Here is a 22,563-nt window from a genome sequence, read left to right on the forward strand (position 1 = left end):
AGGAGAATAAAAAAGAACGGTTCCCATGTTTTTTGAATTTGGCATTAAAGACATTGTAGATATAGTCCTCGTGGCACTCATGCTGTACTATATCTACCGTCTGATGAAAGAGTCGCGGTCGCTGAACATCTTCATCGGCATCATGGTTTTCGTCATCGTGTGGCTCATAGTCAGCCAAGTGCTGGAGATGCGTCTTCTCGGTAGTATCATGGACAAGCTCGTCTCGGTGGGCGTCATCGGTCTCGTCGTGCTCTTCCTCGAAGAGATACGCCACTTCCTCTACAGCCTTGGTGCCCACGGCAAGCTGAAGGGGCTGATGCAGTTCTTCACGGGAGCACGCAAGGACGAGGTAGACAAGGAAACCATTATGCCCATCGTGATGGCGTGCATGAACCTCAGCCGCGGCAAGGTAGGCGCGCTGATAGTGATAGAGCGCGGAGTCATGCTGGAGGACATTGTGGAGACGGGCGACCTGATAGACGCACGCATCAACCAGCGGCTCATAGAAAACATCTTCTTCAAGAACTCGCCCCTCCACGACGGTGCGATGGTCATATCGAAGAAACGCATCAAGGCTGCCGGCTGCATACTGCCCGTGAGCCACAAGCAGGACATTCCCAAGGAACTCGGTCTCCGCCACCGTGCCGCCATGGGCATATCGCAGGATTCCGACGCCCTTGCCATCGTCGTGTCCGAAGAGACGGGGCGCATCAGCACGGCACTGCACGGGGAGTTTCAGCTGCGCCTTTCGGCAGAGCAGCTCGAAAGCATCCTGACCGACAACATGAGGGGATAGCCGTGCCGGTGGGAATCCTCCGCAGGCAGTCTCCTTCATCCCGTGTCCCCGATACCGCCCGCGGAGCAGGGCGATACCCCACGGATGCCCTGTCCGAAAACTCCACGGGCGAGATACGGGAAGCATTGTTCAATCAATAAAATACAATATGCTGCAACGAGATTATTTCATCAGAATACTACAGGAGTTTGCGGCCGCACTGGCCCTTTTCCTTGAAAAGAAGAAAGACGACAAGGACGACGACCTCAGGGAACTCTACCGTCAGTACGTGGGCGACTATGAGCTGCTGCGCAATTGCAGCGTAGAAGAACTCCTGACCTATGCCTCCGAGCAATGGAACGACGAGGAGCGGACAGACCGCATCGGCATGGTGGCAGAGCTGCTCTACGCCGAGGCCTTGCTGAAGACGCCGGTACTGCGCCGGATGCTCATGGAGAAAGCCTACCGCCTCTTCGACTACGTGGAGGAAAACGGCAGCACATTCTCCATAGAACGGCAGCAGAAAATGGCTGCCCTGCGCGCAGAACTGGCCCAAATAGGCCTGTAGGGAGACCAATATCGAAAATATATTGCCGTAAGACTTTGCGGTTTGTATTCTTTTGACTATTTTTGTACCATCGAAACCTAAGACAAACATTATGCTTGAGAAAAACATCAGAGAACAGATTATCAGACTGATACAGCAGCAGGTGGTTCCTGCCGTAGGCTGTACCGAGCCGATGGCGGTGGCATTGTGTACCGCCCGCGCGACAGAACTGCTGGGCAGACGCCCCGAGAAAATCACCCTTCAGCTTTCCGCCAACATCCTGAAGAACGCCATGGGCGTGGGAATCCCCGGAACCGGCATGATAGGCCTGCCCATAGCCGTATCGCTGGGCGCGCTGATAGGAAAGTCGGAGTACAAGCTCGAAGTCATCAAGGACCTTACCCCCGAGACTCTCGAAGAGGGCAAGCAATACATGGCCGGCGACCATATCTCCATCAGCCTCAAGATGGGAATTTCCGAGAAGTTGTATATTGAGGTCGACTGTGAGGCCGGGGGACACAAGCTACCGCCATCATTTCCGGCAGCCACACGAACTTCATCTTCGAGCGGCTCGACGACAAGGTACTGCTCGACTGCAATGCTGCCAGCGAGGCGACGGAACAGGCACAGCAGCCCGAGCTGAACCTGCGCACCGTATGGGATTTCGCCACCACGACACCCGTAGACGAGATAAAGTTCATCATTGAAGCCAAGCGGTACAATCTCCGCGCTGCCTCAGAGTCGCTCAAGGGGAACTACGGCCACTGCCTCGGAAAGGTGATGGACCGTCCGCTCAGCCGCGGTATCTTTGGCGACAGCATCTATTCGCACATCATCGCCAAGACGGCTTCGGCATGCGATGCCCGTATGGGAGGCGCGCTGATACCCGTCATGAGCAACAGCGGTTCGGGAAATCAGGCATCTGCGCCACCAATCCCGTGGCCGTGTTTGCCAAGGAAAACAAGAACACCCCGGAAGAGCTGATACGTGCGCTGACCCTCAGCCACCTGACGGCCATCTACATCAAACAGAGCCTTGGCGCACTTTCGGCTCTCTGCGGATGCGTCGTGGCAAGCATCGGGTCGAGCTGCGGAATCACCTATCTTATGGGAGGCAGCTACGAGAACGCTTGCCACGCGGTGAAGAACATGATAGCCAACATAACGGGCATGATATGCGACGGGGCAAAGCCCAGCTGTTCGCTCAAGATTTCGTCGGGAGTATCGACTGCCGTTCTCTCTGCACAATGGCCATGGAGGGCAAGTTCGTTACCTCGGCAGAGGGAATCATCGACGACGACGTAGACCGCTCCATCCACAACCTGACCAATATCGGCAAGGATGCCATGTGTGCTACCGACGACATGGTGCTCAACATCATGACCCACAAGGGAGGCTGCTGACGGTCTGCCGATGATATTCATGCAATAGGAAAACTGCCGTCATGGCAACTGACAAGGGCCTCCCGTATCCGGATACGGGAGGCCCTTGCTTTCTGGCAGGTGGCATCAGGATGCGTCTTCTTCGCCTACTCTCGATTTCATCGTCCGATAGGCATTGTCCGACATGCCCATGATGTGCTTGATGTCTTCCTTCTCGTATCGTTTTTTCAGCAGGATAAGGAAGAAAAACGAACGGGGCGACAGCTTCGGGTGGGCATAGCGCAGGGATAGGATGAAGGAGGCGTTGAGAATCTGATAGTATTCGGCAAAGTCTGTGAAGTCTTTCTTGTGCCATTTTATAGTCGTTCCGCCACGGACGATTTCCTCGTACCGCTCTTTGCCGTTGGCAATCATCTCGCCTTGCCGCTGACGTATGGTCTCTATTTCCTTTCGCAGCTGTTTCGCCTCCTTGCTCCCGTCGGCTCCCTGTTTTTCCAGTTCTTCGATGCGGTAGAGGTGGGCATTGACCAGTGCCTGGCTCTCGCTGACGGCCCTTTTCATCTTCTCTATCCGCTGCTGGTGCCGATGGTGCAGGAGGATGGCAACGATGACAATCAGGAGAATCACGGAAACGGAGAGGTAGATGTAGTGCCAAAGCCGGGCTTGGGCAATGCCTTGGTCGTATTCTTCCTGCACTTTCTGCACGGCTTCCGCGTGTTGCTTGTGTGTGATGCTGTCGCGGAGGGCAAGAATGTGTTCTTGCATATTGAGCGCATCTTCTGTTCTGCCGTTCTTGTGCAGCCATTCTGCGTATGCTTCCAAGCCGAACAGCCTTGTTTCAGAATCTTTGGCAGCCAAGGCCGTGTCCATAGCTTCTCGGCCTCGGACAGTCTTCCCTGCTCCTGATATATGTTTGCAAGATTGCCGACGAACAGCGGTTGCGGGTCTTGTCCGATGGCTTGCAGGAAGTAGGCCTCCGCTTTCTTGTAGTCGCCCTTTTGAGTGTAGTATGTTCCTATGTTGTTTATCAGCCACGGCTGTTCGTGTTTGGGCATGAAGCGTACGTATTCCATAGAACGGGCAATATAGGCTTGGCAGCTGTCTGTCTCACCCATGTCCTGAAAAGTGCAGGCTATGTTGTCAAGTGCAAATCCTATCCATCTCTTGTTGCCCATCCTGCGGCCTGTCTCGAGAGTTTTCTTGCCGTATAGAAGTGCCAGATTGTAGTTGCCGCTAAATCCGTTCAGAGTTGCCATAAAGGAATACGCTTTTGCCAGTAGTTCGTTGTCTTTCTTTTCCTCGGCGATGCGTTCAGCCTCTTTCCCGTATCTTGCAGCTTCTACGTATTCTCCTTTTATGCTGTAAAGTTTCACCTTGCAGAGATAGGTTTTAAAGAGTTTTAGGCTGTTTCTTGTCTTCTTGTAATGTCTCTCTGCTTCATTCAGGTGAACGAACGACGCTTTTTGGTTTTCCATGGAATAGTCTTGCATGGCTTTCAGCAGATAGAAATACCTTTTGTCTTCAGGAGACAGCGTTGTGGTGTCCACTTTATTTAACAGGATGTTGGCACTATCCTTGAAATCTTCTTGATAAAAAGAGTCTATGCGTAGCAGGTGTTTGTCAATGACGGCGTTGTGTTGGCATCCTATCAGGAAGATGGCGACACATAAAGAGATAAATATTTGTTTCATGAGAATGAAGATTTTGCGATTGCAAAAGTACGAAAAAGTGAAGAAAAAGAATCCTTTCTTTGTCTGTTTTACGTGAAAACAGATGGATTTTTGTTACATTTTTAAGGTGCAAAAAACATAAAAAACAGAATGTACTAATTTGATTATCAGTATATTATACTGTATTTCAAAATGTAACACTCAAGAAAAAAGATTAGAAAATATTTTGTAGTTTTTCTTTGTCAGAATAATTTTGTAGTCAACAAAACAAAAATCTAACTAATTAAAAATGAAAAAGTATCTTTTAATTGCTGTCTTAACAGCAACCTTGTTTGTGTCATGCAATTCTAATGACGAATTGAGTTCGGAAACATCAACTAACAAATAAACAGAAAAACATCAATTATGAAAGTATCAAAAAGTGAGAAAGTATATTCCAATCTTTGGAATATCCCCATAATCTTAATATTCATCAGCTGGTTGCTTGATTACTCCGGGCTTACGACGGGGTCTGTCTGGGTAGACCAAGCCAAGAATGTCGTTGTTTATAGTATATTTATAGGAACTATTCTGTATGAAACGTTCTATTTTTATAGAGGATGGAGAAAGAAACGGGATAAATACATGCGTATCTTCTTAGGCGTGAAATATGGGTTGATGATTCTTACCTGTATTGGCTGTATGCTGATGGAGCATTTCTGGTTTTCTTAGCAGGGCAGGCCTTTGTGAAGATGTCGTCAGAACGTGAGTTCGGTATAGGACAACAATTCATAAAATAGAAAGTTTTGTATGATTATATCAGGCTTACGTCATATTAAAATGATAGTCTTCGTTAACCCCTAGACGATTTACTTTGCTTGTAAGGACAGACATTCGCGTCTGTCCTTACATGTAAGTGGCAGCCTACTATCCTCCGTCTTTCCCGTAAACATTCTCCGTCTATTCGTTTTTCGGACAGGCATAGTGCCTGTTCCTGCGGGCTGTCTCAAGAGTTTTTTGTCGTATAGAAGTACCAGATTGTAGTTGCCGCAAAATCCATTCATAGTTGCCAAAAGGAATACCTTTCGCCAGTAATTGTCAAGAATAGCATTGCGTTGACACACCATCAAAAAGATAACGACACATAAAAAGATAAATATTTGTTTCATCAGAATGAAGACTTTGCGATAGCAAAAATAAGAGAAAGTGAAGAAAAAGGATTCTTTCTTTGCCTGTTTTACGTGAAAAAGGATGGACTTTTGTTACATTTTTTTAGGGTAAAAAGATGTATTTTTGGGTGTAAATGTTTGATGTTCAGTGTTATATCCCATTTTGAAAATGTAACACTCACGAAAAAAAGTTTTGAAATTATTTTGTGGTTTTTCTTTGTTGTAATAATTTTGTAGTCAGCAAAATAAATTTTTAATAATAAAATAATATATGAAATTATCAATTAATAAAAAATCGTTTTTCGAGATTTTGATATTTTCTCTGGTGTTGGTACTCGCAAAGTATGCACATGAAGCTGAGCTGAATGGAGAATTGCCAAGTTGGCTAAGTGGGATTCATGGTATTGGACATATTATCGTTTACGCTCTTTTCACGGGACTGATTATTTACGAGCTTATCTATTTCTGCCTAAAATGGAAAAGACATAGTGACAAGGTTTCACGAATTGCCATAGCGATGCGCCTGATAGTTGTGTCCTTGGTCTGCATTGGCTGTATGCTAATAGAGTATTTCTGGAATTCTTAACAGAGCCGACATTTGCGGAGACATCATCAACGTGAGTTCGGTATAAGGCTACAATTTGTTTTTTGCCTGTGATTAAGACATAATGAATGGTGTTTGCTTATGTATCAGTCGTGGAATGTGGCGTAAAATAGTTACCTTTGTACCCACAATTCTATCGTGATGGATAACAAAAGCATATTTCAACGTCCCCTGTGGGTTACTATTTTCGCCCTCAGTGCTGCCGTGGCATGGGGTTGGGCGTATCCTCTCATTAAGTTAGGCTTTGCCGAATTTGGCATATCCCCCGACATGACCGGTGGCAAAATGCTGTTTGCCGGCATACGCTTCAGCTTTTCGGGATTTATCATTCTTGCCGTGGCGCAATCTGTCAAGCGAAGTTTTCACATTCGCAAGACCGGCGACTGGTGGTATTTGTTGCTGTTTGCGTTGACGAACACCACGCTTCACTATGCCTTCTTCTATTTCGGGCTGTCGCACAGTCAAGGTGCACGCGCTGCCATCCTCAACTCTATGAGCGTATTTTGCGTGGTTGTCTTCGCCTGCCTTTTCTTTGCCAGCGACAGGATGACAAGTCGCAAGCTCGTTGGCTGTGCTGTTGGTTTTGCCGGAATTCTCTCACTGAACTTAGGAGGCAAGGAGAGCGGACAGTTCACATGGTTGGGCGACGGCATGATTATACTCAATGCCCTGTGCGGTGCAGCAGCATCACTCCTCACCCGCGGACTGGGAAAGCGCGTAGATGTCTTTGTGGGGACGGGCATCTCTCTGGCCGTGGGCGGATTGCTGTTAGTGGTGTCCGGCCTGCTGATGGGTGGCATCCTGCCGCAAATCACGCTTGCCGGAGGTTTCTACCTCTTATTGCTCATAGCCATCAGCACTATCGGTTTTACGCTCTACAATAAGTTGCTCACCTGCAACCCCGTGGGCAAGGTGGCGATTTACAATTCGCTCATTCCGGTGGTTGGTGCCGTTACCTCATGTATCTGCCTCAACGAAACATTCTATTGGAAATATGCCGTGGCAGGAGCTTTGGCAACAACGGGTATCTACATTATCAACAAGGGAAAGTCATAGATGGGAATTTCTCCTGTATTCGCACTTTCATCGTGGAGCAGATGGGTGTCGGTGAATGTATTACTGAATGGATGTATTCCCTGACTGACAGTAATCTTGCTGTCAAAACATGTCTTTCTGTCAGCCTGCAATTGCTTGTAAATGAGGAAGATGTCGTCGAACTGACAGCATGACGGCAAAAATGGAAAATAAAAAAGGATAATAAATGCAACAGGTTGCTATCGTCTTTTTGTGTAAAGAGTACTTGAGGTAACATGTACGCTTTGTCTGGAGATATTCTCTCTGAACTGATGCAATAATCGTATATGGGATAAAACGCTAAAAGGGTGGTGATAGCCGTAGGTTATCACCACCCTTTTGTTTTGCTTATATTTCGGAATTATATCTTTTCTCCGTAGCAGAGATCGCCGGCATCGCCGAATCCCGGTACGATATACTGATGTTCGTTGAGTCCCTCGTCGATGGCGGCGCACCAGATGGTCGTCGTGCTGTCGGGGAAGGTCTTCCTGATATGGGCGATGCCTCCGGGGAGGCTATCATGCAGGCTACATGCACGTGCCGGGGCGTACCTTTGGAGAGGATGGCCTTGTAGCCCAGCTCCATCGATCCGCCGGTAGCGAGCATCGGGTCGGCAATGATGAGGGTCTTGCCGTTGATGTCCGGTGTGGCGAGATACTCCACATGGATGCCCACCTCGTGGTGAGCGGCATCCTTGTATTCGCGATAGGCACTGACGAAGGCATTGCCGGCATGGTCGAATATGTTCAGGAAGCCATTGTGGAACGGCAGGCCCGCACGGAAGATGGTAGCCAAGACTATCTTGTCGGTCGGTACGCTCACCTTGGCGGTGCCCAGTGGCGTAACGACATCTTTCTGTTCGTAGTTGAGCGTCTTAGAAATTTCAAAAGCCTCAAACTCGCCTATTCTCATGACATTATTGCGGAAAAGGAGACGGTTTTTCTGATAGTCCTTGTCGCGTATCTCAGCCATGTACTGATTGATGATGGAGTGTTGCTCCGAGAAGTTGATAATTTCCATTTTTAATCTTTTAGATAGTCGAATAGCCGCTGTATGCGTTTACCCGGTTTCGTAAATTTCGGCAAAAGTAAGAAAAACTTATAATTTTTGCAAAGTCTGAATTGCAAATGTAGACGAGAGTGCCTCAATTTTCAATTCTTTAACCTAAAGATGTGCGTCTTTGATGCTTTTTTTGTGGGTAAGTCTTGGGTGTACTTTAGAATTTAACTACCTTTGCCGTGGATTTTAAGAGTCCCTTTATAATAAACATTAGTACAAAATAATTTTTCAACTAAATACATTTTACAAAATGGCAAAGTTTGATAAGAGCGTACTTAAGAAGTACGGAATTACTGGAACTACAGAAGTTCTCTACAACCCTTCTTATGAAGTATTGTTCAACGAAGAGACCAAGGAAGGCCTTGAAGGTTTTGAGGTAGGTCAGGAAACAGAGCTTGGTGCAATCAACGTAATGACTGGTATCTACACCGGCCGTTCTCCTAAGGACAAGTTCATCGTTGACGACGAGAACTCTCACGATACTGTATGGTGGACTTCTGAAGACTACAAGAACGACAACCATCCGGCAAGCAAGGAAACATGGGCTGCTGTTAAGGAAATCGCACAGAAGGAGCTTTCCAACAAGCGTCTTTTCGTTGTCGACGGTTTCTGCGGTACTCACAAGGATACACGTATGAAAGTTCGTTTCATCGTTGAAGTTGCTTGGCAGGCTCACTTCGTTACGAACATGTTCATCCGTCCTCAGAGCGAGGCCGACTTCGAGCAGGAGCCGGACTTCATCGTTTACAACGCATCCAAGGCTAAGGTTGAGAACTACAAGGAACTCGGCCTGAACTCCGAGACTGCCGTTGTCTTCAATGTAACAAGCAAGGAGCAGGTTATCATCAATACATGGTATGGCGGTGAGATGAAGAAGGGTATCTTCTCCATGATGAACTATTTCCTGCCACTGAAGGGCATGGCATCCATGCACTGCTCTGCCAACACCGACATGAATGGCGAGAACACCGCCATCTTCTTCGGTCTCTCAGGTACTGGCAAGACCACTCTGTCTACTGACCCGAAGCGCAAGCTCATCGGCGACGACGAGCACGGATGGGACGACGAGGGCGTGTTCAACTACGAGGGCGGCTGCTACGCTAAGGTTATCAACCTCGACGCTGAGGCAGAGCCGGACATCTACGGTGCCATCCGCCGCGACGCTCTCCTTGAGAACGTTACCGTGGCTGCTGACGGCAAGATTGACTTCGCCGACAAGAGCGTTACCGAGAACACCCGTGTGTCTTATCCTATCTATCACATCAAGAACATTCAGCGTCCTGCATCCGAAGGTCCTGCTGCCAAGCAAGTTATCTTCCTGTCGGCTGACGCTTTCGGTGTGCTTCCTCCAGTATCTATCCTGAACGCAGAGCAGACGAAGTACTACTTCCTCTCCGGCTTCACGGCTAAGTTGGCTGGTACGGAGCGCGGTATCACCGAGCCTACTCCGACATTCTCTGCCTGCTTCGGTCAGGCTTTCTTGGAGCTTCACCCGACCAAGTATGCAGACGAGCTGGTTAAGAAGATGGAGAAGAGCGGTGCCAAGGCATACCTCGTAAACACTGGTTGGAACGGTACAGGCAAGCGTATCTCTATCCGCGACACCCGCGGCATCATCGACGCTATCCTGAACCACTCCATCGACGCTGCCCCGACAAAGCAGATTCCTTACTTCAACTTCACTGTTCCTACACAGCTCGAAGGCGTCGCTACCGAGATTCTCGACCCACGCGACACCTACGCTGAGGCAGCTCAGTGGGAGGAGAAGGCCAAGGACTTGGCAGCCCGCTTCATCAAGAACTTCAAGAAGTACGAAGGCAACGAGGCCGGTAAGGCTCTTGTAGCAGCTGGTCCGCAGCTCTAAGCCGTCAGGTATTTCAGAACAGATAAATTGGAAGCCCGTCCACGAGTATGTGGACGGGCTTCCTTGTCTTGCCGGGCGGATGGAAATGTGGTGTGACGATACAGCTCTTCCTGCTCCTCGGAATCGGGCATGCTGCAGCTGCGCATCCCTATTCCCGGAGTTTCCTCCCCGTTGCCGGACTGCATGAAAGATAACAAATCGCAGGGCGTGGGGATTCGGATTATTTTGTGTAACTTTGCACCCGATAAAAACAGACAATGGACGAGAAGATAACAGACTTTGAGATAATGGCACCCGTCGGGGCGCGCGAGAGCCTTGCGGCTGCCATTCAGGCCGGAGCCGACTCCGTATATTTCGGTATCGGACAGCTCAACATGCGTTCCCATTCGGCCAACCACTTCACCGTGGACGACCTGAACGAGATTGCGGCGACGTGCAGCCGGTACGGCATCAAGACCTATCTGACGGTCAATACCGTCATTTACGGCGAAGACATCGGCACGATGCACGAGATAATAGATGCTGCCAAGGCGGCCAATATCACGGCCGTGATAGCCAGCGACGTAGCAGTGATGGTCTATTGCCGGCAGGTGGGCGTTGAGGTTCACCTATCCACGCAGCTCAATATCTCGAACATTGAGGCACTGAAGTTCTATGCCCAGTTTGCCGATGTCGTCGTACTGGCGCGCGAGCTGAACATGGAGCAGGTGGCGGAGGTCTACCGGCAGATAAAGGAGCAGGATGTCCGCGGGCCCCGCGGCGAGCTGATACGTATTGAGATGTTCTGCCACGGTGCACTCTGCATGGCCGTTTCGGGCAAGTGCTACATGAGCCTGCACGACGCCAACCGTTCTGCCAACCGCGGCGAATGTGTGCAGATATGCCGCCGTTCCTACACGGTAACCGACAACGAGACGGGAAAGCAGCTCGAAATAGACAACAAGTACATCATGAGCCCGAAAGACCTGAAGACCGTCCGCTTCATTGACAAGATGATGAAAGCCGGTGTGCGCGTCTTCAAGATTGAGGGTCGTGCCCGTGGGCCGGAATATGTCCATACCGTGGTGAGCTGCTACAAGGAAGCGATTCGGAGCGTCCTTGACGGCACCTTCACCGAAGAGAGGAAGGACGCATGGGACAAGCGTCTCGCCACCGTCTTCAACCGGGGTTTCTGGGACGGCTACTATCAGGGCCAGACCATGGGCGAATGGACAAGAAACTATGGCAACAAGGCTACCGAGAAGAAGGTGCTGGTGGGCAAGATTAACAAATACTTCTCCAAGCTCGGCGTGGCCGAGGTTGCCGTTGAGGCTTCCGAGATAGAACTGGGCGACCATCTGCTCATCACCGGCACGACGACGGGCGTGATGAAACTTGATGCCGGGGAAATCCGCTACGAGCTTCAGCCCGTGGAGAAAGCCGAGAAAGGGTGGCGAATCTCCATCCCCGTACCCGGAAAGGTGCGTCCGAACGACAAGATATACAAGTTAGTAAAGACGAATATAGAATAGTTATGACAATCAACGAACTTCAGGAGGAGGTTATTGCAGAGTTTTCCGAGTTCACGGACTGGATGGACAAGTATCAGATGCTCATCGACTTGGGCAACGATCTGGAACCACTGGACGCAAGATACAAGAACGAACAGAATCTCATAGACGGCTGCCAGAGCCGTGTGTGGCTTCAGTGCGACATGGTGGACGGCCGTCTTGTCTTCACTGCCGACTCCGACGCGCTCATCACCAAGGGCATCATCGCTCTGCTCGTGCGCGTCATCAGCAATCACACGCCACAGGAAATCATCGATGCCGACCTCTACTTCATTGAGCGAATCGGACTCCGACAGCATCTCAGCCCCACGCGCAGCAACGGCCTGCTATCGATGGTGAAGCAGATAAAGCATACGCCATCGCCTTCAGCATGAAGTAGCCCATGAGAAAGCTGCGCACCATAGAGATGCACCGCCTTTCCCTTGAGGAGTTCAGGGAGGCCGGGAAGCTGCCGCTCGTCGTCGTTTTGGACAACGTGCGGTCGCTGTATAACGTCGGAAGCGTGTTCCGCTCGTGCGATGCCTTCCGCGTTGAGGCCGTCTATCTGTGCGGCATCACCGCCACGCCGCCCAATGCCGAAATCCACAAGACGGCACTCGGGGGGGAAGACTCCGTCGGCTGGAAGTACTTTGAGCGGACGGAGGATGCCGTCGACGAGCTGCACCGGCAGGGCTATTTTGTCTATAGCGTGGAGCAGGTGGAGGGTTCTACGAAGTTGCAGGAGCTGGCAGCCGGTGCATATAATGGCTGGAGGCTCCTCTATCCATCGGTGCCCGGTCTGTGGCCGGGGCCGGCCTTCAATCCCCTGCGGCCACTCTTCACTACGCCGTAATTCTGGGCAACGAGGTGAAAGGGGTGAAGCAGACGGTGGTGGACAAGAGCGACGGCTGTCTGGAGATACCGCAGTTCGGTACGAAACATTCGCTGAACGTCAGCGTAACGGCCGGCATCGTCGTCTGGGAGTTTGCCAAGCGATGGATGACTGCCATGAAATAAAGAAAACGGCTGCTTGCATCAAGCAGCCGTTTTTGTTTTTCCCGTCTTGCAGTCCCCGTCCGCTCTTCGGGCCGTAATCTTTCTGTGAGGTGGGCAGTTGCCTGTTGGCAAATGTCCGTTTCCGCCTGTCCGCAGCTTTATCCGATTTGCTTCAGCAGGTAGGCGCATTTCTCCGGGTTGCCGAGCGTCTTTCCCTTGTCGCACGAGAGCTTCACGCAGTCGTGCCATTCGCGCTTCTCCGTAATCCTCATCCTTGTCAGCTTGACGACGATATTCATCGGCCGGCAGTTCTCGACGTCGCAGGTGAGGAACGTGCCCATGCCGTAGCTGTCCTGCATGCGCCCCCCCACGTAGTTGTGAATTTCTATGGCCCGGTTGATGTTCAGCCCGTTGCTGAAGACCACCTGCTTCGTTGCCGGGTCTATTCCAAGGCTCTTGTACTTGGATATAATCTTCTCTGTCTGCTCCTCCTCTACGCCGCTGTCCACGCGCAGCCCCGAGAACATCATCGCCATCCGCTTTGACAGGTTGCTGAAAAAGACCTTGTCGCCGAAGCAGTCGTAGAGATAGATGCCGTTGTCGCCGTCATAGACGTCGCTGAACTTCCGCATTACGTTGAAGTTACATTCGAAAATGCCGCTCACGTTCTCCTCGAACTCTATGAGCTGATGGCTCATCGTGCCGATGGCAATGAGGTCGTACTTCATCGCCAGATACACGTTGCTCGTTCCCGTGAAGCGGCCTGTCCACGGGTGGAAGCCCTGCTCGTCGGCGTAGCCGCCCTGCCCGTTGACCTCCTTCATCGTCCGGATGACCATGTTCTGGTGGTCGAACGAGAGCCGGCGGCGTGTCCCCATGTCTCCCAGTATCAGTCCGGCGGATAGAATCTGGCGTGCCTTTGCTGCCGCACGCTCGTGCTCGCGTTCCGGGTCGTAGTTGTCAATGTCGCCCCGCAGCGTGTGCATCAGTTCCGATACGATGCTCAGAATCGGCATCTCCCACATGATGGTGGAATACCACTTGCCCCTCACCGATATGTTGAGGTGTCCCTCCTCGTCCTGCGATACCGAGACCTCGTGTGGGTCGAATCGGTATCCGCGCAGGAAAGTGAAGTACCATTCCGGCAGATAGTACATCCGGCGGTGCATGAAGGCTATTTCCTCCTCGGTGATGATGACGTTGCGCATATAGCCCAGCTGTTCGTTGAGCAGTTCGCTGAACTTTCGGGTAGACGGTCTGGTTGCGGTCGAAGAAAGTATATTCCACTTCGGCGCGCGGATATTTCTGGAGCACGTAGTACTGGCAGCTGAAAGTGTAGGCATCGTTGTCGGTAAGATGCCGGATAATCTGTTGCATGGTTTTCCCTTATATTGTTTCTGGCAGCCGTGAGGGGCAAGGCCCGTCTGTCCGTGCCATGATTGATAGCCGACTGCAAAAATACGAATAATGTTTGTAAAAGCGTCGTTTATGAGCCGGAAAAGGCAGCTTCGTCCGGCTATTTCTTCCTCTCCGTTTGTCAGCAAGCCTTGATGGCAAAACGAAAGTGCCGTTTTCGCACCATGAAAGCGGCACTTTGGCCCTGCGAAACGGGCACTTTCGCCGTGCGTGCAAAAGTGGGCCGTCCGCGTTGTCCGGCAGGCCCTGTGTCCCGTTTTGGCAAATGAAGGTTGTCCCTCTTTTGTCGTAGCAGTCCGGCGTGCCGGAGTCCGGGGCATGGCCAACGGAAGCCGGAGCATTGAAACCTTATGGCCGTCCCCGGGAATAAAAGCCTTCGGAAAATTTGCCGATACGGGCAAAAAACGTTATATTTGCCAATGGAGGTATCGGATAATCATTAATGGACTATGTGTTTTAGTATATACATCTATTTCAAACAATTTTTTCTTATGAAGCAAAAACTGATATTACTACTTGGGATGGGAACGATGCTGTCGGTTTCCCCTGTCTTCGGGCAGAACCTTTCCGACCAGCAGCTCATCCGGCGGCATGCCCTGCAAAGGTGTGTCCCGTCGTTCGGTGCCACACTTGATGGAAATGAAACGGTGAAGGTAGCCCCGACGGCCTCCGCCAAGTTTATGAACAATACGCAGAAGTATATCCGGCGCACTGCATCCAAAGCCCCACGGGCAGTTTATGAAGCCGGATGGAGCGTGGACTTCAATACTGCCGACCAGTGGGAACAGTTCACTACGATTGATGCCAATGGCGACAAGGATGCCGCCCCGGGTCATAACAATGGTATCTGGAGCCACTTTCTGAACGAGGGGAATGGTGCAGCCATGTACTACTACAATGCTAAAAATGCTGCCAACGACTGGCTGATTTCACCCGGAATCAGCCTGAAAGGCGGAAAGACCTACTACGTCAGCTTCAAGACACGTTGCGTTCAGGAGACCTATCCTGAGCGCATCGAGGTGAAGTATGGCAATGCTGCCACTGCGGAAGCAATGACAGGAAGCATCCTTGAGCCCACCGAGGTGGGGAATACAGACTATCACACCTATACCGAAACCCTAAGTCCGTCGGCCGATGGTGTCTACTACGTCGGCTTTCATGCCATCAGCGACGCCTTCCGCATAGCACTCTATGTAGACGACATTTCTGTCGTGGCTGCTCCCGAAGCCAAGTCGCCGGGCAAGGTTACCGATGTCGCTGTCATTCCCGACGCCTCCGCAGCTCTCAGGGCCTCCGTGACGTTTACGGCTCCCGAGGTTTCCTACGACGGCAGCCCGCTGACCTCTTTGGACGGCGTAAAGGTGCTGCTGAACGGTACACAGGTGAGCGATGTCAACGATATTCAGCCCGGAGAACGCCGAAGCCTCAATATTGACAACATACCGCAGGAAGGTATGAATGTCTTTACGTTCCTTCCCTATAATCAGGAGGGCGACGGTGAAACGCTGGTAATGTCGGCCTATATCGGACTTGACCTGCCGTCAGCTCCCGGCAATGTCAGTCTCTCCGACAATCCCGATAATATTGTCCTCTCTTGGGATGAGGCACGGGCAGCCCATCACGGTGCATTCTTCCCTGAAGACGTAACCTATCATATCCACTCTGTCAGCTATAACAGCTGGGGTGAAGCCCAGTTGGGCGAGGAAGTCGGTACGGCTGTCGGTGGCGAAACCAGTTATTCGTTAGGTTATGGAGCCGACGAAGGCACTCCGCGGCAGCTTGAACTGGCAGTTACTGCCGAGAACGGGAAGGGCGTCAGCGAGACAGCCAATATCTCTAACACCCTCCTCTTGGGCAAGCCCGACCGTACTCCATATCACGAGAGTTTCGTCAATGGTAAGGAAGAGAAGATTCTCATTCCCTTTGCCGAGGGGCAGGGGGTAACCTTCCAAATGGCAGGCGCAGGCAGAACTGTGGACGATGCTGCCGATGAAGACGGTGGATGCCTCTATCTCCAAACCTTTATGAACGACTCCGTAGGCGTGAATACATTTAAGATTTCTCTGAGAGGGACACGCCACCCGATGTTGGCCTTCAGGCAGAAGAACGCTACGGCAACGGGAACATTTTATGTCTATGTCATGGCTCCGGATAAGGGGACGGTCTATCTTGACACTCAGGAACTGACGGCTGCCGACGATCAGTGGCTGACACGCAAGTACGATTTGTCGCAATTCGCCACCGACCGTTATGTGCAGATAGGCTTCGCTTTGGCGGACAAGTCGAATGAGAACAGCACTAAGGTGGTTTTCCTTGACAATATCCATGTAGGCGACTTGGTGGACAAGGACCTTGCTGTTTCCGTTGCAGCCGATAAGGAAGTGATGCGCAACGAGACGACCAAGATACGTGTCAGAGTCTGCAACGTGGGCGACCAACAGGTAGACAGCTATCGGATTCTCCTCGCTGTGGATGGAAAGCCGGTTGCTGACCAACAGGTGAACGAACCGTTGGCTTCGCTTGGCGTAAGGACATTTGAACTGCCCTATACTGCTGCCAAGTTGGAGGCGAAAGAACAGTTGGATATGGTCGTTTCCGTAGTGGCTGAGAACGATGGCAATACGGACAATAACTCTGCCGAGGTGAGTATTCTCGTAGCTGCGCCCGACCTGTCGCCCGTTCAGAATCTTGTCTGGACAAGGGTTTCCGATGGTGTCAAGCTCTCTTGGGAAGAGCCGTTGCCACTGATGGCAAAGACCGATGACTTCGAGGATTATATCCCTTGGGCCATATCGGGGGTAGGAAACTGGACACTTGTTGATGGCGACGGAGCTTCGTCGGCAGGCGACTTCGTATACGATGCCAATGGGGCGGAGATACCTTACGCCCACGAGGGAGACCCGTTCGCCTTTATAGTCTTCAATCCCCATGACTTCAACGGATACGATTTGCCTTCTGGTGGCATCCATACTTTCGATGCTTACAGCGGAAGTCAGTCAATGGCATCGCTACACGGAACACAGATGGACATCTATACCTTCAATCAGGAGACCGTTGCCAACGACGACTGGATGATTAGTCCGGAACTTCCCGGTAATGCCCAGACCATTTCGTTCTACGCCAATAATGTTGTGGCGACCAATCAGGCAACGGGCGAAACGGTTGACCTGAAGCAGACGGTAGAGATACTCTACTCTGCCACTGATGCCGATACGGCCCACTTTAAGCTCCTCAAGACAGTGGAAGTAATGGGTGGAAAATGGCAGAAACTGGAGGCAGAGCTTCCCGAAGGGGCAAAATATTTTGCTATTCGCAACGTTACCGCTCCTGCAATGGCTTACATTCTCCTTATTGACGATGTTACCTATCATGTCGGTGGTGGTAAGGCAGAGAAGTACAACGTCTACCGCGACGGGACGTTCCTGTCTTCTACGACCTCCCTCTTCTATACCGACACGGATGTGCCGGAGGGTAGTCATGTCTATCAGGTAACGGCTGTATATGCCGAAGATGCCGAGTCAGCCCCTCTGACGGTTGAGGTTGTTGCTTCCGGCATCGATATCCTGTCGTCCGGCAATGTTCGCTACGATGTCTATTCGCTTGACGGAGTACAGGTCAGAAAGCAGTCTGCAACCCTTGACGGGCTGAAGGCCGGGGTGTATGTCGTCAATGGTAAGAAGATGGTAGTGAAATAATGTGCTGTCGTTTTTGCCGTCCTCATAATGTGCTATATGCGCGGCTATGCGCCCAGTATGCGGATTGAAAAGGCAGTGCGGAGATTCCGAATAGCCTTTCACGGAGTGGGGCGGTGAGATAGTAGCTTCCTTATGGCATGGGCTTGATATATTGTGTCAGGCTCATGCTTTTTATTCTCTGTTCCGCAAGGTGATTTTTGGGCTTCCTGTATATGGCTGTGGAGCTTTTTTATGATAGGCTCTGATGCAGCGAGATGGTATTTCGGATAGGGCTTCGGGCACGTTTGGTGGCGTTTTTTTCGTCTGTCTGCGTAATAATCGGGGGCATATTGCGTTTATTCAGAAAACTTTTTGACCATGAAGCTACGCGAACTCGTTTATTTGCAACGCTCAGACAGGAAGGCAGTGGGGATGATTGCACTGCTGTTCATCGTCGTTTTGGGCGGGCTTGTCTGGTTGGGCAGGCAGGAGGATACGGGAAAGGTGAAGGCTGAAAGTACCGAAACCAATCCGGCAGACCGTTCCCGGCAGGCAGCAGGCAGGGAAAGCTATATCGGGGAAGTAGAACGGCAGGTGCACCTGTTTCCCTTCGACCCGAACACGGCTGACAGCACCGACCTGCGGCTCTTGGGACTTGCACCCTATCAGATACGGAATATCTACCGTTACCGTGCCAAGGGTGGCATCTACCGTTCGCCTGAATCGTTTGCCCGGCTCTACGGACTGACGCGCAAGCAGTATCGGGAGCTGAAGCCGTATATCGTTATTGGCGACGACTATCTGCCAGCCTCTACCCTTGCTTCTGTTGAGGCGTGGCACGAGAACCGGGTGGCCGAACGGCAGAAGGCACATGAGGCATACGAGCGTTACAAGGCAGAGGATAGTTATCGGGCGTATAGGGAATACGACAGGGACACTGTTCGGTATCCTATAAAGATTAAGGTGGGGGAACATGTCGACCTTGCCAGTGCCGACACAACGATGCTGAAGAAGGTTCCGGGCATCGGTTCGGGATGGGCACGCGCCATTGTCGGCTATCGTCAACGGCTGGGCGGATATGTGGCTGTGGGGCAGTTGAAGGAGATTGACGACTTCCCCGTGGAGGCTCTTCCTTATTTTGTCGTCTCCCATCCAAAGACGGAAAGGATGAATCTTAACCAGTTGTCGGTTTCGCAGCTTCGGAGGCATCCCTACATTAACTTTTATCAGGCACGTGCCATTGTGGAGTTTAGACGGTTGAAGGGAAAGCTCAAAGACCTTTCCCAGCTGCGTCTGCTCAAGGATTTCCCTCCCGAGGCCATTGAGCGGTTGCGTCCCTATGTCTGCTATTAGCCGACGGGAGGCTTTTGGGAGGCATCTATCAGCTCTCCGAACAGTGCGTTCTGCCGCAGGGTGGCTTCGTTCCCGACCATAATCAGCTGCTTGCGGGCACGGGTAATGGCCACGTTCAGCTTGCGGTCAATGGGCTGTCCGTCTTCGTAGAAGGTGTTGGCAGTGAGGAAGTCAAGCTGATGGCGGCTTTGAATGGTGAAGGAGTAGAGGATGATGTCGCGTTGGCTGCCTTGGTAACGTTCTACGGTGTCGATGCTGATTTGCTCCAATTCGGGTATGCCGAGGCATTCTGTCTCCTTGCGTATCATTGCTATCTGGTTTCGGTAAGGCACTATCACGCCCACAGACTTTTGCGGATGGAACGCCTGTCCGAGCTGTCGGTGAAGCCGGCGGAGCAGGTCGGCGACGATGCGGGCCTCCTCCGTATTTACTTTCTCCGAGATGTTCAGCTGCCGGCAGGATTTTGAGGGAATGAAAATCATTCGGTGTGCTTTCAGAAAGTCGTCCATCGCGTCCTCGCCCGGCTCGTTGTAAGGCAGCGATAGCTCCAGTTGGTGAGCCAAGGGTACACATTCCAGTTGCTCACGGGCGTAAAACTTGCGGTTGGGGAAGTCGGCTATGTCTGGGTGCATGCGTCCCTGCTTGCGCAAAGTGCCGATAAAGTCGGTGCGGCCTGCCTCCCGTTCGGTGAGGATAAGGCGTTCAAAGAGGGAGTTGGCACACGAGGTGAGGTGGATATCCTTTAGGTTTTCTTCCTCCACAATTACGTCTGCATCGTTTTGCTGTACCACGGCAGGCAGCTGTTTGTGGTCGCCTACCAGTATAAATCTGCCGATAGCATTTCGCTCGCTGCGGCTTTCAGACAGCAAGCCTATGATATTCGGCTCAAGAATCTGGCTTGCCTCGTCTATGATGGCAAGGTCGAAATGCTTGATATTGAAGATAGCGGAACGGGAGTTGAGGGTAGATGTCGTTGCTACTACAATACGGGCGTTCTCCAAAGTTGTCTTTATCGTGTGGAGAGTAGGGCTTTCGTCTATCACTTCTTGCAGCAGATGGTCGCTGAATTTCGGGTCGCAGCTGAACTCATTGCCAATGCGCACATAGTCGAGACCATTGTTGGAGAGCATCGCACAAATCTCATCCACGGCGCGGTTGGTGTAGGACAGAAGGAGGATGGAGCCGTTATTACAAGGTGCTGAAGGCTGCGTGCTGAGGCTTTCTGCCGTTGCCAGCTGCTCGCGTACAAGGAACTGGAGGGCTTGGGAGGTCTTACCCGTACCGGGAGGACCCATCAGCAGGAAATAGTCTTGGGCTTGCTTGGCTTTCAGGATAATCTCATCGTAGTCGGGATGATAGCTTCGTGATAATTTCAGGGTTTTGTCGGCACGGGGCGCGCGTTGTCCGAGGAGAAGCCGGCGACGTTCCTCGCCCGACGTGATAAAAGTATAGAGACTGCGTATGGCCGACGTTCCGCCTATGTCGCTGCCGGCATGTTCAATGGCGAATAGTTCTCCGTCAATAATGTCCGGGTTCTGCTGGCCGTCGTTAAGGTGGACAATGAGGCGGTCGCTGTGTATTTCCTGCAATGCGCCCTTGAAGAGAATGGCATGCCGGACGTCGGGGATTTCATTGCCTTTATAGGCATAGAGATAAACCATATCGCCCCGGCGGAAGTTGGGCAGAAAGTCATCGCCCTGCTGTGGTACGGCAAGCGTGATGGTATCGTAGCCGTTGAAGGAGCTGCTGCGTTCCTTTAAGATAATGGTCAGCTCCGTATAGATGTTTCCCGTCTCCTTTTTCTCTGTCACAGGCATATTCCACAGGTCGGCGTTGTTGTTGCCCACGCCCTCCTGTGCCCCCACTTTCGATACGAGCTGTTCCTTGATTACGAAGGTCATCATGCGTGAGAAGTAAGCCCGTTCGAGCTCGTTGAGCCGGTGAAGTGGAGCAAGCGTGGCGGTGAGCTGCGGTAATAGATAGCGGTGATAGAACGAATCGTTCTGCCCCTCGGTGTTCAGCGTCTGCGGAGTCAACAGGGGCAGCACCCTGCCGAACCCGTTCTCTGCCATCCAAAACTCCGTTGCCACAGCCTGATTGCGAAAGCGGAGAGCCTCGCGCATCAGCGATTGCAGCGGCTCTACTTCGAGCAGGCCGTCAGGAAGCGGATATTTGGAATAGAGAAGTTGTATGTGTGCCTTCTTCGCAGTGAGCTGGAAGTTGTATTGAAGGATGCCAAAGTAGAGCAGCAACTGCACATAATGCTTCTCCACATGGAGCGAACCATGTGGATTTCTGAACTTTCTCTCAATGAAAACATTCTTTCCCGATTTCTGCTCCACGAGGAGACGGAGGTCTGTAGTCATCAAGTCGACACGTCCTTGTATGCCCAATTGCTCGCAGACGAAGGACGGTTCGAGGATGGCCTTGCCCCGGTCGAAAGTTCGGAATAACTCTTCGACGATGCCTTTGATATTCTCTGCCTGTCTTTCCGCCTCTTGCTTGAACTCCGTACCGTCGAAGTCGGGGCACGTGGCAAAGTCAAGTGCCTTCTCGCGGAAGTTGGAGCGGAAGGTGTTCTTGATGTCGTAATGTGCCGGATGGTTGATGATGTCGTCAAGGGCAGAGCCTGCAAAGTTACCCAGCACAATGTACTTGTTGTCCGGCCGGGCTTGCAGGCGGTTCACGGTGAAGAGCAACGGATGGTGGCCATAGCTCTCAAAGCAGTTGGCAATGGTGGAGATGTCGAGCAGATAGTCGGGTTCGACAATGATGATGCGGGGCACTACCTTCTTGCGCGTAACGGTGCAGTCGAGCAGGTTCAGCTGCATGCCCTCACGAAGGAGCGGCCGGAGATAGCTGAAATCAATGTACTCGGGCGTGTCCGTGTAGTCTACGGTCAGCAGTTCTTCGCTGCTGTCCTGACTGGTAACGGCTACCCGGATGGTCTTCTCGTCCCATTGGCGCACGATGCAACGGATGTAGCGGTAGTTGGTCAGCTGTATATTCTCCGTCAGACGCCCGTGCGCCGGGATGCGCCCGACGAGTTGTGGCGGTATGTCCTCCTTGAAGACAGCCGAAACAAAGACGGCCAACGCCCGACAATCGTATGCCAAGTCTTCGGCAAGGATGGGTGCAGGCGAGTTGCTGTGCCGGCGCATCCTCTGAACCTCCACGATGTCTTTGAGAGAGACGCCATGCTGCCGGCAGAGAACCTCCACCTGCGAGGAGAGGTTGCCGAATCCGTGCCGCGTATCTTTCAGGCCCTCATGGCAGGCAAGGACGAGTGTCTCGTGCATGATGAGGTTTTGAGATTCGGAAGGAGCCGAGAGAATGTCGGCAATGCGTGCGAAAAGTTCTTGTGCGGTGGTCATAATGAAAAGCCTTCGCTGCTCTTCCGCAAGGAGAGAAGCCCATGCTTGCAGGGTGTGTGGAGCGTCGGGGAAATATTGGTAATACGGGGAGGCTGTGCC

Annotated in this window: 11 protein-coding genes and 5 pseudogenes; 11 read left to right on the forward strand and 5 right to left on the reverse strand. The window is 51.7% G+C overall.

Features of this window, described 5'->3' with window-relative positions; translation table 11 throughout:
- The first annotated feature begins 25 nt into the window (after positions 1–25).
- From cdaA to JCM15908_RS11320, 4 genes and pseudogenes are all read left to right on the forward strand, one after another.
- Entirely contained in the window at positions 26–796 is a 771-nt protein-coding gene (gene cdaA, locus JCM15908_RS00280; RefSeq protein ID WP_025001821.1) for a diadenylate cyclase CdaA, read from the forward strand.
- Between the two features lie 2 nt (positions 797–798).
- A complete protein-coding gene (locus JCM15908_RS14735; RefSeq protein WP_159101284.1) occupies positions 799–936 on the forward strand; it encodes a hypothetical protein in 138 nt (45 codons plus the stop codon).
- 8 nt (positions 937–944) lie between these two features.
- Positions 945–1,343 carry a hypothetical protein gene (locus JCM15908_RS00285; protein ID WP_025001822.1) on the forward strand — a complete coding sequence of 133 codons (399 nt, stop codon included), beginning with the start codon at positions 945–947 and terminating at the stop codon, positions 1,341–1,343.
- 91 nt (positions 1,344–1,434) lie between these two features.
- Positions 1,435–2,724, forward strand: a pseudogene (locus JCM15908_RS11320) (L-cysteine desulfidase family protein).
- A gap of 105 nt (positions 2,725–2,829) precedes the next feature.
- Here the strand turns inward: JCM15908_RS11320 and JCM15908_RS14740 are convergent.
- Positions 2,830–3,399 carry a PilN family protein gene (locus tag JCM15908_RS14740; RefSeq protein ID WP_234396333.1) on the reverse strand — a complete coding sequence of 190 codons (570 nt, stop codon included), beginning with the start codon at positions 3,397–3,399 and terminating at the stop codon, positions 2,830–2,832.
- Positions 3,327–4,394 (reverse strand): tetratricopeptide repeat protein, encoded by a 1,068-nt coding sequence (locus tag JCM15908_RS00310; protein WP_025001826.1) that lies wholly within the window; start codon positions 4,392–4,394, stop codon positions 3,327–3,329. The genes JCM15908_RS14740 and JCM15908_RS00310 overlap by 73 nt, the downstream gene beginning before the upstream one ends.
- Before the next feature lie 1,872 nt (positions 4,395–6,266).
- On the opposite strand from JCM15908_RS00310, the gene JCM15908_RS00330 reads away from it, so the two are divergent.
- Complete coding sequence (locus JCM15908_RS00330; RefSeq protein ID WP_025001830.1) at positions 6,267–7,181, forward strand: DMT family transporter; 915 nt, start codon at positions 6,267–6,269, stop codon at positions 7,179–7,181.
- Positions 7,182–7,560: 379 nt separating this feature from the next.
- On the opposite strand, the pseudogene upp reads toward JCM15908_RS00330, so the two are convergent.
- Positions 7,561–8,219: pseudogene (gene upp / locus JCM15908_RS11325) on the reverse strand (uracil phosphoribosyltransferase).
- A 289-nt stretch (positions 8,220–8,508) separates the two neighbouring features.
- On the opposite strand from upp, the gene pckA reads away from it, so the two are divergent.
- The 4 genes and pseudogenes from pckA (at position 8,509) to JCM15908_RS11335 (ending at position 12,668) form a co-directional block, all read left to right on the forward strand.
- On the forward strand, positions 8,509–10,122 hold the full coding sequence (pckA, locus tag JCM15908_RS00345) for a phosphoenolpyruvate carboxykinase (ATP) (RefSeq protein ID WP_025001832.1): 1,614 nt from the start codon (positions 8,509–8,511) through the stop codon (positions 10,120–10,122).
- Positions 10,123–10,379: 257 nt separating this feature from the next.
- Complete coding sequence (locus JCM15908_RS00355; RefSeq protein WP_025001833.1) at positions 10,380–11,633, forward strand: peptidase U32 family protein; 1,254 nt, start codon at positions 10,380–10,382, stop codon at positions 11,631–11,633.
- Between the two features lie 2 nt (positions 11,634–11,635).
- A pseudogene (locus tag JCM15908_RS11330) lies at positions 11,636–12,051 on the forward strand (SufE family protein).
- A 3-nt stretch (positions 12,052–12,054) separates the two neighbouring features.
- Positions 12,055–12,668, forward strand: a pseudogene (locus tag JCM15908_RS11335) (TrmH family RNA methyltransferase).
- A 137-nt stretch (positions 12,669–12,805) separates the two neighbouring features.
- On the opposite strand, the pseudogene pncB reads toward JCM15908_RS11335, so the two are convergent.
- Positions 12,806–14,024 (reverse strand): annotated as a pseudogene (gene pncB / locus JCM15908_RS11340) (nicotinate phosphoribosyltransferase).
- Between the two features lie 530 nt (positions 14,025–14,554).
- Between pncB and JCM15908_RS00375 the strand changes: the two are divergent.
- Together JCM15908_RS00375 and JCM15908_RS00380 are read left to right on the forward strand one after the other, a co-directional pair.
- A complete protein-coding gene (locus JCM15908_RS00375; protein WP_148295476.1) occupies positions 14,555–17,758 on the forward strand; it encodes a choice-of-anchor J domain-containing protein in 3,204 nt (1,067 codons plus the stop codon).
- Between the two features lie 357 nt (positions 17,759–18,115).
- A complete protein-coding gene (locus JCM15908_RS00380) occupies positions 18,116–19,090 on the forward strand; it encodes a ComEA family DNA-binding protein (RefSeq protein WP_025001835.1) in 975 nt (324 codons plus the stop codon).
- Here JCM15908_RS00380 and JCM15908_RS00385 read toward each other — a convergent pair.
- Positions 19,087–22,464, reverse strand: coding sequence for a DEAD/DEAH box helicase (locus tag JCM15908_RS00385; protein ID WP_025001836.1), 3,378 nt, complete (start codon positions 22,462–22,464; stop codon positions 19,087–19,089). The genes JCM15908_RS00380 and JCM15908_RS00385 overlap by 4 nt on opposite strands.
- Positions 22,465–22,563 lie beyond the last annotated feature (99 nt).

The sequence above is a fragment of the Prevotella dentasini JCM 15908 genome (genome assembly GCF_000614065.1).
GTDB classification, from domain to species: Bacteria; Bacteroidota; Bacteroidia; order Bacteroidales; family Bacteroidaceae; genus Prevotella; species Prevotella dentasini.